Source organism: uncultured Winogradskyella sp. (assembly GCF_963975125.1).
GTDB lineage: Bacteria > Bacteroidota > Bacteroidia > Flavobacteriales > Flavobacteriaceae > Winogradskyella.
This window is the reverse complement of record NZ_CAXBGB010000086.1, coordinates 1-12956: the sequence shown is the minus strand read 5'-3', so window position 1 is coordinate 12956 and position 12956 is coordinate 1. Positions and strand designations below refer to the sequence as shown.

The following is a 12956-nucleotide window of genomic DNA, read 5'->3' as shown; positions in this document are numbered from 1 at the left end:
AATAGAATTTCCATAATAATCCCAGTATTAAACGAAGCATCAACAATAAAGGACTTACTTTTTCATTTAATTGATAATGCTTCATTAGGTTTAATTTCAGAGATTATAGTTGTAGATGGCGGCAGTACTGATGGAACTCAAGACATCGTAAAAGCTCTAGATTTAAATATCATTCTTTTAAACTCAGAAAAAGGAAGAGCAAAACAAATGAATTTAGGAGCTAAAAAAGCAACAGGTTCAGTTTTATATTTTCTACACGCAGATTCATTTCCTCCAAACAGATACGATAATTTAATTTTAAAAGAAGTCCAAAAAGAAAACAAAGCAGGATGCTTTAGAATGCAATTTAATAGTAAGCATTGGTGGCTACGTTTAGCCAGTTGGCTAACACGATTTTCTTGGCGCGCTTGCAGAGGAGGTGACCAAAGTCAATTCATCACACGAGAACTTTTTGATGAGATAGGCGGCTATGATGAAAACTATATCATATATGAAGATAATATACTTATTAATGAACTCTATGCAAGAAAACAATTTGTAGTTATCAATAAAAAAATTAGAACCTCAGCTAGATTATATAAAAAAATAGGTATTTGGAAATTGCAATACCTTTTTTGGACGATTTATGTAAAACGCTGGTTTGGAGCTTCCGCTGATGAGATGTTAGCTTATTATAAGAAGCATGTTCACTGATTACAACTTATTCCTTCCCATTTCATCAGGATATAAAACTTTCAATATATCACTTTGAAAGATCTCTTTTGTTTCAATATCGATGGCAGACAATTTCCCTGTAAATGCAGCACCTGTATCGATATTCCAGACATTGATTGCATTCATTGGTTTATCCTTAAGAAAATTAATCGTTGGTGTATGACCAATGTATATTTCAGAATAATGTTTTAAGCGATTCGGATATATTTTAGAATTCTTTGCAATTCTGTTATCCATAGTCAATGCCATTTCCCATAAAGTTCTATCAAAATAGAAACTGACCTTATCATGTTCTTTTTCAACACCATGCATTGAGGTGAACCCAGCGTGTACAAAAAGTCGTTTTTCGGAATCTATATGATACAAAGGCATAGATTCAAAAAAATCTAGATGTTCTAATTTCTCTTTTCTGGAAAAGCCTCCATAACTTTCAATAGTCTCTTTACCTCCATGTCTAAACCAAATGTCATTTACAATACCAGAAGCTAACCATTGCTCACACCAAACGTCGTGATTACCTTTAATAAAAATACATTCGTTGATTTTAGAAAGTTCTATTAAGTACTGAATAACTTGTGCCGATTCACTCCAACCATCTACATAATCTCCAACAAATATCAATCTATCATTTTTAGTAACGTTAGCACGCTCTAAAAGTTGGATTAAAGCTTTTAGTCCTCCATGAATATCTCCAATGGCAAGTGTTCGCATATTAATTTATTTTCTACAAAACTAAAGTATTTAAACTAGCAATAAAAAGATTTCGTTTTGCATCGGGATTAGTTCTACTAAAAAAATATACTGAGAGTTTTACTCTTTTTAGTTTTGAGTCTCACTAAAAATATTGTCCTATACCAAAAACGAATCCTTGTGCCTAATCTGGAGTAATACCCATACCATAATCAATTCTAAAAATAGCGTTATAGATTTTTTATACAAGAATCGTAAACCATAATAAGCATGTGCTATGGAAGGTAAGCGTTTGATAAGTCTATACCTTCTACTATCACTGCAGAATCAAAAGCCACTCCAGGTTTAATGTTTGATAGCTTTTGAACAAAAGAACTTTTTAGTTTCTTATTCCCTTGTACTTTTAAATCCGCTACTTTGTACTCTTGTGAATAAGCAAAAATCGCGAATAGAAAGAGTAAATATCTGAGAAGTTTCCTATATTGGTTAATACTACACTTGGTAGATAACCTCTCACAACCTTACTAAATAGAAGTCTTTTATTCTTCAGTTTTGTAATATGTTTTAATAACGTCCTCGACAGGTTTATTTTGAGGAGTATACATGGAATTGTCTTCACCACCACTTTTATAATAGTCGTGAAACCATTTCCATATAAAACCACCAGCAAACCAGTCTTCTTTCCAAAAGGTTTCATAAAGTGCTTTTGTGGTATTGACTTGTGCTTCTAAATTTACTTGATTCATACTACGGTCTGATACCCAAGGTTGTTTGCCAGAATAATCTACACTTCTATAGCCATACTCAGTAAATAAAATAGGTCTATCGTATCTTTCAGATAATGCCTTTATCTCAGATTTATGAGTTTTCCAACCTTCAATACAGTCTTTATAACTTGGAGTTTGGTTATCACTCACAGGAAAGTAGGCATCAACTCCTATATAATCTAATTGACCCCAAAAAGGTGTGCGTTTAAACTCATCCCAATTTGCTGCATAGGTTAGTTTACCTTTATAGATCGTCTTAATTTTTGCAATTAATGTATTCCAATAGTCTGGTCTATTTTTAATGAAGTTTTCGAGCTCAGTACCTATGCATAGAACCTCTACTCTTATCTCTTCGGCAAGTTTTGCGTATTCTAAAATAAAACTTGAATACGACGTTTCTAAAAGTTTCCAGTTTTCTTCATTCTCCATTTCTATTAAACCTGTAAACTCTCCTCTCCAAATCCAGATTTGTGGCTTTAACATTACTTTAATATTCTTCTTACGGAGTTCTTCAATGTATTGCTTGGCACCAGCTCTGGTTTCGCCAAACCATTGGCGATCTGTATTGTGTATAATTTCGGGATGACTTAATTCCTTTATAAAGCCAAACGGCATAATAGCTGCATAATTAGCATTGACTTTAACAACAGGATCTATATGACTCTCATCGATAACGTCTCTAGAAGCAACAAAACTAACACCATTCATCTTCTCTACTTGTGCGCTACAAGACGATAAAATAGCAAATAAAATGCACCAAAAAAGCTTCTTAAAATAGTTCATAGAAACAGTATTAAGGGACTAATTTAAAATATCTTCTAAAACAGAGCTCGTAAACCTATGTTAAATGTTTCGCCAAGACCTGTATTGTTCCCTCTAATAAAATTAGTATCTAAGGTTTCAATATTCAAATTTTTGTTAGCTGATTTTTATAAATATCGGGATAGGCAATTTTACATCCTTAACATGCTCGCTTAAAAACGTGTTGGACTTTGTGAAGAAGCTTGGTAAATCTTGAGCCTGCAAACCTAAAATGATAAGTAACGCAAGTAAAAATAGATGTAGTTTCATAATTTTTATGCTTAATTAACTACACTTCTGTCGAACTTAAAATGTATGATTTACAAGGTTTAAGAAAGGTTTATTACGTCTTAGTAAAATCAAAAACCTTACAAGGTTCCTTAATTTAAACTCTATCTAAATTGAATACTAAGATTAAGTTTCTATCTTTAATTGCGACTTAGCATTTACTAATAATAAAATTTCATGGATCATATAGTTATCATAGGAAACGGAATCTCTGGCGTAACACTTGCAAGACACATTCGTAAACTTTCTGACAAAAAAATCACCATTGTTTCTGCTGAAACTGACTATTTTTTCTCGCGTACTGCATTAATGTATGTATATATGGGACATCTAACATTCCAGCACACAAAACCTTATGAAGATTGGTTTTGGAAAAAGAACAGAATTGAACTTAAGAAAGGCTACGTTAAAACTGTTGAAACAAAATCTAAAACACTTCATTTTGCTGAAGGTGATGCGCTTCAATACGATAAATTAGTTATTGCAACAGGAAGTAAACCTAATAAATTTGGTTGGCCAGGGCAAGATTTAGAAGGTGTTATGGGCATGTACCATAAACAAGATTTGGAAAACCTAGAAAAGCATGCACCAAATAATGAAGTGTGTAAAAGAGCTGTGATTGTGGGCGGTGGTTTAATTGGAATTGAACTTACCGAAATGCTTAATTCTCGAAATATCCCTGTTACTTTTTTAGTACGTGAAGATAGTTTTTGGGATGCTGTTTTACCCGAAGGTGAAAGTGCCATGATTAATAGACATATAAAAAACCATCATATAGATTTGCGTTTAGGCAATAATCTAAAAGAAATAGTTTCTGATGAAAATGGCAAGGTAAAGTCTATAATCATTCAAGAAACAGGCGAAGAAATTGCTTGTGATGTAGTTGGTTTAACGGCAGGCGTGTCTCCAAATATCAGTTTTATAAAAGACTCCGAGATTGAAACAGGAAGAGGCGTAAAAGTAAATCGTTATTTAGAAACCAATATCCCAGATGTATATGCAATTGGAGATTGTGCAGAACAACATGAAGGTATCAATGGACGCAAACCTATTGAAGCCGTTTGGTACACAGGACGTATGATGGGTGAAACATTAGCGCAAACCATTTGCGGAAATAGAATGCAATACAAACCCGGACATTGGTTTAACTCTGCTAAATTTTTAGATATAGAATATCAAACTTATGGTTGGGTGTTTGCAAAACCACGGGAAAATGAAGCTCATTTCCATTGGAAACATGACGACGACACAAAATGCATCACAGTTTGTTATGATAAAAACACCAACGAATTCTTAGGGATTAACACCTTTGGAATTCGTATGCGTCATGAGATATTTGATATCTGGCTTACTGAAAAACGAGATGTAGATTATGTTATGAATCATTTGCCCGAAGCTAATTTCGATCCTGAGTTTTATTCCAGGTTTGAAAACGCAATTCTCTTTAAATATAATAGTCAATTTGTAAACCAATAATACGCATTTTAGACCTCTCAGGTTTTAAAAACCTGTGAGGTCTAATTCTAACTTTATATAAAATGAAATACGAACCTTTAACAGAAGACACATACTATCACATTTATAATTGTGGCAATAACAAAGAAGATATCTTTCTAGAAGAAAAAAATTATACCTTTTTTTTAAAACTAGTATCAAAATACATTATTCCTGTTTCTGAAATATTTTCTTATTGTCTTTTAAAAAATCATTTTCATTTATTAATAAAGACTAAAAAAGATATTGAGAACAAACAAGTTTCACAAGCTTTTTCAAATTTATTTAATGCTTATGCAAAAGCTATTAACAAATCCTATAACCGGACAGGAAGTCTTTTTAAAGATAGATTTTCTCGAATTAAAATTAAAAATGAAGATTATCTGAAAGTACTAATTCTATACATTAATAATAATGCAGTTATTCATGGCTTTGTTTCAAAAATTTTAGAATACCCACACTCTTCTTATTTTGCTTTAACATCAAATAAATCTACTAAACTTAATAGAGAATTTGTATTAAACCTTTTTGAAAGTGTTGATAATTTTATATATGTGATTAAAAACAAACAAAATATAAACGAAGAACTAATATTAGAATAATAAGTAAAGACCTCACAGGTTTTTAAAACCTGTGAGGTCTAAAAAAATTAAACATAACAAGTATGAGCAACAAAATAAATCATAGTATGTCTTTAGCAAAACCTGATGCTGTTGACATTACAAACAAACAAAAAGTGGCATTGGCAATAGGAATTGTTGGGTTGTTTATTTTAACGCTTGCGCTTTTCAATACAAATTTTCCCAACGAAGGTTTATTCTTAACACTTTCATTAGGGCTAATAATTGTTGGGATAATTGTCTATTCTAGAGAAGCCTATTTAACTAAATTAGAAGGCATAAAAAATGATGGCGTTTGGTTTAAATCGATTTCTTCAAGGGGTGTTTGGGGTTGGATAGTTGGTGTTATTCTAACAACGTTTTACATTGTACTTTACTTCTTTCCAAAATATTTAGGATTAGGAACTGATGGTGCTGAAAACACAGGTTTAATAAGCTTATTCGATCCTTTAAGTAAGTTGTTAAGCGGAAGACAAGCAAGCCAATGGTCTGTTTACGGAACGCTATACACAGTTGCTATTTTAGCCTTTGGTTTTAAATTCATGTTAAAATACAGACACAATCGCTATCAACAAATACGCACGGTTTCTGTCATGTTTTTTCAATTAGGATTTGCATTTTTGATTCCCGAATTTATGTATGTTATGAATAACGATTTACCATATTATGATTTAAAATCTATGTGGCCACTTAATTACTATCTTTTTGACGAATGGTCTGTAAAAGGGTTTCTTTCTACAGGTAATATTGGTATTGCTTTAATCCTTTTTGGTATTATTACAATCTTTGTGATTTCACCTATTTTGACTTATAAATTTGGTAAGCGCTGGTATTGCTCTTGGGTTTGCGGCTGTGGTGGATTAGCAGAAACAGCAGGAGATTCGTTTAGACAATTATCCTCTAAAAAAATGTCTGCTTGGAAATTAGAACGTTGGCTAGTCCATACCATTTTAGTCTTTTCTGTAGTGATGACAACAGCAATAATATACACGTATTTAGGTTACGACAAGAATGATTTTTGGCTAACCAGAGGTGTTTTCATCGTTTTAGTTATTAGTTTTTTAACGCTCGTTTTTGCAGGTGTTATGCTCTTTAAAAGTAAAGCGTTTGGTAAAGACGTAAAATATGGCGCTATTGGTTTCTTTGTGGTTATTGCTGCCTTATTAATTATGCACTTTACAGGAACTACTGATAATATCTTTTATATTAAAGCCAGTACGCTAAGATCTGCGTATGGAATATATATTGGCTCCATATTTTCTGGCGTTATTGGCACAGGTTTTTACCCTATTTTAGGAAACCGTTCTTGGTGCCGTTTTGGATGCCCAATGGCAGCAATACTAGGATTTCAGCAACGTTTATTCTCAAAATTTAGAATTACCACTAATGGCGGACAATGTATTTCTTGCGGAAACTGTTCTAACAGTTGTGAAATGGGAATTGATGTGAGACACTATGCTCAAAAAGGTGAAAATATTGTGCGTTCTAGTTGTGTTGGTTGCGGTATTTGTGCTGCGGTTTGCCCAAGAGGTGTTTTAAAATTAGAAAATGATTCTATGAAAGGTCGTATCAATCCAACAGAAATCTTATTAGGAAACGATGTTGATTTAATGGAATTGGTAAATGAAAAATAAGAAGTTTACTTTTGCACTTTCAAACTAGCTAAATGCCAATCATAAAAGTCATCATTCCTGCTTATAATGAAGCAGATTCTATTCCTTTTGTCATAAAAGATATACCTTCTAGTGTTGATGAAGTTATTGTGGTGAGCAATAACTCCACTGACAATACAGAACTAAATGCTAAAAACGCAGGAGCAACAGTTTTAATTGAAAACAAAAAAGGTTATGGTTATGCCTGTTTAAAAGGTATGACTTACATAGCAGAACAAGAACAGAAACCGGATGTTATTGTGTTTTTAGATGGAGATTATAGTGATTATCCAGAAGAGTTGACTAAAATTATTCAACCTATAATTGAAGACAATATCGATTTTGTTGTTGGTGCAAGAGTTAAAGAGCTTAGAGAAGAAGGCTCAATGACAGTGCCTCAGGTTTTTGGTAACTGGCTAGCAACAAGTTTAATGAAACTATTTTTTGGTTCTGCATTTACAGATTTAGGACCATTTAGAGCTATTAAATATAATAAGCTTTTAGGGCTAAACATGGAAGACAAAACTTTTGGATGGACCGTAGAAATGCAGCTTAAGGCTTTGAAACAAAAATTAAGTTATAGAGAAATTCCCGTGAATTACAGAAACAGAATAGGTGTCTCAAAAGTTTCAGGTACGATAAAAGGGGCTATCTTTGCAGGCGTAAAAATCCTAACATGGATTTTTAAATATAGTTTTAAGTGATCTACCTCCAATATGCCATAATTGTAATTTACACTATTGCCATAGTACTGATTTTTATGTATGCTCTGGCACAGTTAAACTTGCTTTACAACTATCTATCTTCAAAAAAACAAAGAAAAAATTGCGATACTTTCGATTTGTCAAAAAGTGAAGAAATACCATACGTTACTATTCAACTTCCTGTTTTTAATGAAATGTATGTAATGGATCGTCTGCTAAATAATATTGCTTTACTTGAATACCCAAATGACAAGTTAGAAATTCAGGTTTTAGATGACTCAACCGATGAAACTATTGCAACAACTAAAGCTCATATAGCACAATTAGCGGTTACTGGTTTAGATATAAAACATATAACAAGAACTGATCGAAGTGGCTTTAAAGCTGGAGCCTTAAAAGAAGGGTTGAAAATTGCCAAAGGTGAGTTCATTGCTATTTTTGATGCGGATTTTTTACCACAACCAAACTGGTTAAAACGCACAATCCCTTATTTTAAAAATAAAAAAATTGGTGTTGTTCAGACACGTTGGGGACATATTAATAGAAACTACTCATTACTTACTAAAATTCAAGCTTTTGCTTTAGATGCACATTTCACACTTGAGCAAGTAGGTAGAAATAGTAAAGGGCACTTTATTAATTTTAATGGTACTGCTGGTATTTGGAGAAAAGATTGCATTATAGATGCTGGTAACTGGGAAGGAGATACACTTACTGAAGATTTAGATTTAAGCTACAGAGCACAACTTAAAAATTGGGAATTTAAATATCTTGAGGATGTTGAAACTCCTGCAGAATTACCTGTAGCTATTAGTGCTGCACGCTCTCAGCAATTTCGTTGGAATAAAGGTGGAGCCGAAAATTTTAGAAAGATGATGTGGCGAGTTATAAAGTCTAAAAACATTTCTACAAAAACTAAAATTCATGGCTTACTTCATTTATTGAATAGCACCATGTTTTTAAGTATTTTCACTGTTGCCGTTTTAAGTATTCCAATGCTATATATAAAAAATGAATATGAACATCTAAGAAATTACTTTTACATAATGAGTTTCTTTGTAATGAGTACTATTATTTTCTTTGTATGCTATTGGTTTATGTATCGAAGCATTTATGGTAGTGGCTTTAAAAAATTCTTTGGGTATGTTGGTATGTTTTTTACCTTTTTCTCAATAGCGATGGGTTTTTCTCTTCATAATTCTATTGCAGTAATTGAAGGTCATATTGGTAAACGAAGTGACTTTGTTCGTACTCCAAAATTTAATATTAGTACAATTAGAGATTCTTGGAAAGACAATAAATATTTGAGAAAAAAATTGTCACCTCATGTTATTATAGAAGGTATTCTAATGCTCTACTTTGGTTTTGGTTTATATAGTGCTTTTATTGTTGGTGACCAAGGAGGTGATTTTGGATTGTTTCCATTTCACTTAATGCTATTTATTGGTTTCGGTTATGTGTTTTTTAATTCTTTGAGATCTAAGATTTAGCTTCTATTATCAAAGGGTATTATAATATCTAATTCCAAATAGTTTTTTAATCCATTTAATAACATTGCCCAACAAAAGGAAGATTTTTTAAAATTCGAATTGCATTCTCGCCAATTAATATGCCAAAATTTTACTTGTATTCCTGTTTCAACTTCATTTAAATCGAAACCAAAAGATGTAGAATCCCAATCGGCATCAGATTTCGTCATTTTGTAATGGATATGCTCCAAAGTTTTACAGTTTTGTACTTTAGCATACCAATCATAGGTGTCAGTAAAGTTGAAGTTGTATTCTTTTCCTACTTGTGGAATTCCAGAACATTTTAATGGCCACCATTTTTCTAAATGATCGGGTTCAGAAATGGCTTTAAAAACACTGAGCTTGTCGCTCTTTATAACTAAATCGTGATAAATCGAATAACTCATAAGACAAATTGTTTTGTTTAAAGTTATTAATCTTTTTTGATGCAACTATTTCTAGGTATTAAATAATTCTATCTTTGATTTTATGCTTGGACTAGCCAACTTATATAAGTACCATAAAACACCGCTCCTCTTTATTTTATTGAGTAGTCTTTTTTACTTGTCATTTGCATATGATTTAGTGAGAACAGACATCATAAAGTTGTTATTGCTCTACATTTCTTTAGTTGCATTTGCATTTCAAATTATAAAAACAATAGGCTTTCATTATAGGCTTCTGGTTATTTCGGCCATACTATTTCGGCTTTTGTTTTTATTTGCAATTCCTAATTTGTCTCAAGATTTTTATCGCTTTATTTGGGATGGACGTTTGATTTTTGAAGGTTATAACCCATATCTATACACACCAGATTATTTTATCACTAATGGTTTGTTTCCCGTTTCTCAATCTCAAGAATTATATAATGGAATGGGCGCATTAAGCGCTTCACATTTCACAAATTACCCACCGCTAAATCAATTATGCTTTTTTATAGCTGCTTTGTTTTCAGGCAAGAGTATTTTGGGCTCAGTAACTGTTTTACGACTTATAATTATTGCCGCAGATATAGGAACGCTATATTTTGGAAAGAAACTCTTAGAGCGTTTAAAATTACCTTCATATAGAATTTTTTGGTATATTTTAAATCCATTTATAATAATTGAATTAACTGGCAACCTGCATTTTGAAGGTGTAATGATTTTCTTCTTAGTTTGGAGTCTCTATTTATTACATTCTGGTAAATGGAAATGGGCCGCTGTTGTTTTGGCCTGTTCTATTTCTGTGAAGTTAATTCCTTTAATGTTTCTTCCTTTGTTCTTTTGGTGGTTTGTAAAAAAAGAAAATAAACTTTTAGGAATAAAAAAACTCTTATTATTCTATTCAATTGTTGGAGCAACTACGTTGTTATTTTTCATTCCTTTTTTTTCAATGGAATTCGTCAGTAACTATTCAAAAACTGTAAGTCTCTGGTTTGGTGATTTTGAGTTTAATGCTAGCATCTATTATGTGGCTAGAGAAATTGGTTTTTTAATAACTGGATACAACGAAATTGTTATTATTGGAAAAGTGCTTCCAATTGTTTCTTTACTGATTATTCTAGGTTTTTCCTTGTTTAGACAGAATAATACGATTCCCAAATTAACCGCTTCAATACTTTTAGCTTTTACGTGTTATTTATTTTTAAGTACAACTGTACACCCTTGGTATATTGCTACTGTGGTAATACTTTGTGTGTTTACAAATTATAAATTTCCTTTAGTATGGTCAGTTGCACTTATTCTTAGTTATTTAGCCTATTCTAATTCTTCTAATTCGGAAAATCTATGGGTTATTGGGTTAGAATATCTTATTGTTTTCTCAGCATTTATATGGGAAGTTCTGTTAAAAAAACGAATTGAAATTTATTCTTCTAAATCCTCTGGTGGTTGAACAGCTTCAGGGTTATCACTATCAAAATCCTCGTAATCATCTTCATCATAATTTTCCATAGTAGCTTCTAGCTTTGAGCTTACTTTCACTAGATACTTAGTATCATCAGTTGTGACTTCAACCGCTTCAATGAGTTCGTTTTTAGCATTCTTAAACGATACCACATGACCATCATCATATCCATAAGGATACTTTTCAACTAGGAGTGCTAGAATTTCGGGAGTGAGCTTTTTAAAATCAACTATTACTCGTTTTAGATGTACATCTTTTGGTTTCATTTTTTAAATTCTAGGAGCTAATTTCTATTAAATATACTATTTATTGGTTTACACACACCACATTATAAAAATCTTTTCTTCTGTCTTTTAAATTTCTTACTGCACCAAAGGAATGTAATTCCCTAAATAAAATTATATGAACATCTAGAATCAATTTCATTTAAGTATTGCTCGCAGAATCTGCTTTAAAGACATTATTTTCACAGAAAAACTTATATCAAAAGCACAAAAACTTAAAAATTAATCCTTTTAAATTGTATTAATAATTGTAACTTAATCGACTAAAAACCAACCATAATGAAAAAAGTTCTTACTATTTTTTTAATTTTCAACCTATTGTTTATCTCTTGCAAGGAAGAACCAAAAAAGGAAAACGTGCCTGTGAAAAATTCAGAATTTGCAGATTTGTTAAAAAACTACAGCGAAGGAAAACTAAAATTAAACCCAACGGATGCTACTTTCATAGGAGATAGCCGCTTTGATGATTCTTTTCCTAATGTATTATCAGATGGCTATCAGAGAGAACGTGATGCTTTTCATACTAAATACGTTTCAAAATTAGAAGATTTTAAAGATTCTGACCTTACAGAAAGTGAACAAATGAGCAAAGCAGTAATGGCATGGGATTGTAAAATGGCATTGGCGCAATATAGTTTTAAGAATGATGTGTATATGCCTATTAATCAAATGTGGACAATAAATTTAATTATGACACAATGGGCAAGTGGCACTAGTGCGCAGCCTTTTAAAACGGTAGAAAATTACAACAATTGGTTAAAACGATTAGACCAATATAATGTTTGGTTACAAACTGCAGAAGAACGAATGAAAGAGGGAATTGAAAAAGGCTACGTATTACCAAAATCTCTTATCACAAAGGTTATACCGCAGTTTGATGCTCTCACCACTGTAAAAACGTCTGCAGAAGGCATTACTGACGTTTCTGAACATTTATATTATGCACCAATACTTGCTTTTCCTGATAGTTTTTCATCAGAAAATAAAGAACAATTAACCGAAGCTTACACCAAAATATTAATGGAAAAGCTCTTGCCTTCATTTAGATCTATGGCTTTCTTCTTAAAGTCTAATTATCTATCTGCTGGGAGAGAAAGTAGCGGAATTTCTGATATCCCAAATGGCAAAGCCTATTATAACCATGCTATAAAATTCTATACAACGACGACAATGACAGCTGATGAAATTCATGACTTAGGTTTAAAGGAAGTTACCCGAATTTTGACTGAAATGGAAAAGGTGAAACAGCAAGTTGGTTTTAACGGTGAATTAAAAGAATTCTTTAATTATGTAAGAGGTAATAAAGAGCTAATGCCCTATACCGATCCGCAAGAAATAATTGATAATTTCAATGTTATCCATAATAAAATGAAGCCACAATTAAAAAAACTTTTCTCAAATAAGCCAAAGGCAGGTTTTATTGTAAAACAAACAGAAAAATTTAGAGAAGCTTCAGCAAGTGCACAGTATAATCCTGGTTCTATGGATGGTAAAAGACCAGGTGTTTTTTATGTTCCTATACCAGATGCTTCAACATATAATGTATT

Annotated in this window: 12 protein-coding genes; 8 read left to right on the top strand and 4 right to left on the bottom strand. The window is 32.0% G+C overall.

All coding sequences use genetic code 11. The features are described 5' to 3' along the window. Positions 1 to 693: TIGR04283 family arsenosugar biosynthesis glycosyltransferase (locus AAC053_RS11820; protein ID WP_339756792.1), on the top strand; the 693-nt coding region annotated here is incomplete at its 5' end. On the opposite strand, the gene AAC053_RS11815 is transcribed toward AAC053_RS11820, so the two are convergent. After that, positions 694 to 1425, bottom strand: a complete 732-nt coding sequence (locus AAC053_RS11815; RefSeq protein WP_339756789.1) for a metallophosphoesterase family protein — start codon at positions 1423 to 1425, stop codon at positions 694 to 696. It abuts the gene before it with no gap. Positions 1426 to 1943: 518 nt separating this feature from the next. Continuing rightward, positions 1944 to 2954, bottom strand: a complete 1011-nt coding sequence (locus AAC053_RS11810) for a glycoside hydrolase (protein ID WP_339756786.1) — start codon at positions 2952 to 2954, stop codon at positions 1944 to 1946. A 483-nt stretch (positions 2955 to 3437) separates the two neighbouring features. Between AAC053_RS11810 and AAC053_RS11805 the strand changes: the two genes are divergently transcribed. The 5 genes from AAC053_RS11805 to AAC053_RS11785 all read left to right on the top strand — a co-directional run bounded on the left by AAC053_RS11805 (position 3438) and on the right by AAC053_RS11785 (position 9220). Next, positions 3438 to 4736 carry an FAD-dependent oxidoreductase gene (locus AAC053_RS11805; protein WP_339756783.1) on the top strand — a complete coding sequence of 433 codons (1299 nt, stop codon included), beginning with the start codon at positions 3438 to 3440 and terminating at the stop codon, positions 4734 to 4736. Positions 4737 to 4798: 62 nt separating this feature from the next. Continuing rightward, positions 4799 to 5356 carry a transposase gene (locus AAC053_RS11800; protein ID WP_339756780.1) on the top strand — a complete coding sequence of 186 codons (558 nt, stop codon included), beginning with the start codon at positions 4799 to 4801 and terminating at the stop codon, positions 5354 to 5356. Positions 5357 to 5418: 62 nt separating this feature from the next. After that, positions 5419 to 7008 (top strand): 4Fe-4S dicluster domain-containing protein, encoded by a 1590-nt coding sequence (locus tag AAC053_RS11795; RefSeq protein WP_339756777.1) that lies wholly within the window; start codon positions 5419 to 5421, stop codon positions 7006 to 7008. Between the two features lie 32 nt (positions 7009 to 7040). Beyond that, complete coding sequence (locus AAC053_RS11790; RefSeq protein ID WP_339756774.1) at positions 7041 to 7730, top strand: glycosyltransferase family 2 protein; 690 nt, start codon at positions 7041 to 7043, stop codon at positions 7728 to 7730. Next, entirely contained in the window at positions 7730 to 9220 is a 1491-nt protein-coding gene (locus AAC053_RS11785) for a cellulose synthase family protein (protein WP_339756795.1), read from the top strand. The genes AAC053_RS11790 and AAC053_RS11785 overlap by 1 nt, the downstream gene beginning before the upstream one ends. Here the strand turns inward: AAC053_RS11785 and AAC053_RS11780 are convergent. Beyond that, positions 9217 to 9645, bottom strand: a complete 429-nt coding sequence (locus tag AAC053_RS11780) for an SRPBCC domain-containing protein (protein ID WP_339756771.1) — start codon at positions 9643 to 9645, stop codon at positions 9217 to 9219. The two genes, AAC053_RS11785 and AAC053_RS11780, sit on opposite strands and share 4 nt — an antisense overlap. 82 nt (positions 9646 to 9727) lie before the next feature. Here AAC053_RS11780 and AAC053_RS11775 point away from each other — a divergent pair, with 82 nt between their 5' ends. After that, a complete protein-coding gene (locus AAC053_RS11775) occupies positions 9728 to 11113 on the top strand; it encodes a mannosyltransferase (RefSeq protein ID WP_339756768.1) in 1386 nt (461 codons plus the stop codon). Here AAC053_RS11775 and AAC053_RS11770 read toward each other — a convergent pair. Next, positions 11086 to 11391 carry a hypothetical protein gene (locus AAC053_RS11770; RefSeq protein WP_339756765.1) on the bottom strand — a complete coding sequence of 102 codons (306 nt, stop codon included), beginning with the start codon at positions 11389 to 11391 and terminating at the stop codon, positions 11086 to 11088. The genes AAC053_RS11775 and AAC053_RS11770 overlap by 28 nt on opposite strands. Before the next feature lie 297 nt (positions 11392 to 11688). Between AAC053_RS11770 and AAC053_RS11765 the strand changes: the two genes are divergently transcribed. Next, positions 11689 to 12956, top strand: a 1268-nt coding sequence (locus AAC053_RS11765) for a DUF885 domain-containing protein (RefSeq protein ID WP_339756763.1), incomplete at its 3' end; no start/stop codon positions are given.

Excerpts from the sequence above, each read along its gene's own strand:
- AAC053_RS11790 (WP_339756774.1), top strand. The coding sequence starts at position 7,041 with ATGCCAATCATAAAAGTCATCATTCCTGCTTATAATGAAGCAGATTCT.
- AAC053_RS11805 (WP_339756783.1), top strand. The coding sequence starts at position 3,438 with ATGGATCATATAGTTATCATAGGAAACGGAATCTCTGGCGTAACACTT.
- AAC053_RS11775 (WP_339756768.1), top strand. The coding sequence starts at position 9,728 with ATGCTTGGACTAGCCAACTTATATAAGTACCATAAAACACCGCTCCTC.
- AAC053_RS11780 (WP_339756771.1), bottom strand. The coding sequence starts at position 9,645 with ATGAGTTATTCGATTTATCACGATTTAGTTATAAAGAGCGACAAGCTC.
- AAC053_RS11800 (WP_339756780.1), top strand. The coding sequence starts at position 4,799 with ATGAAATACGAACCTTTAACAGAAGACACATACTATCACATTTATAAT.
- AAC053_RS11795 (WP_339756777.1), top strand. The coding sequence starts at position 5,419 with ATGAGCAACAAAATAAATCATAGTATGTCTTTAGCAAAACCTGATGCT.
- AAC053_RS11815 (WP_339756789.1), bottom strand. The coding sequence starts at position 1,425 with ATGCGAACACTTGCCATTGGAGATATTCATGGAGGACTAAAAGCTTTA.
- AAC053_RS11810 (WP_339756786.1), bottom strand. The coding sequence starts at position 2,954 with ATGAACTATTTTAAGAAGCTTTTTTGGTGCATTTTATTTGCTATTTTA.
- AAC053_RS11770 (WP_339756765.1), bottom strand. The coding sequence starts at position 11,391 with ATGAAACCAAAAGATGTACATCTAAAACGAGTAATAGTTGATTTTAAA.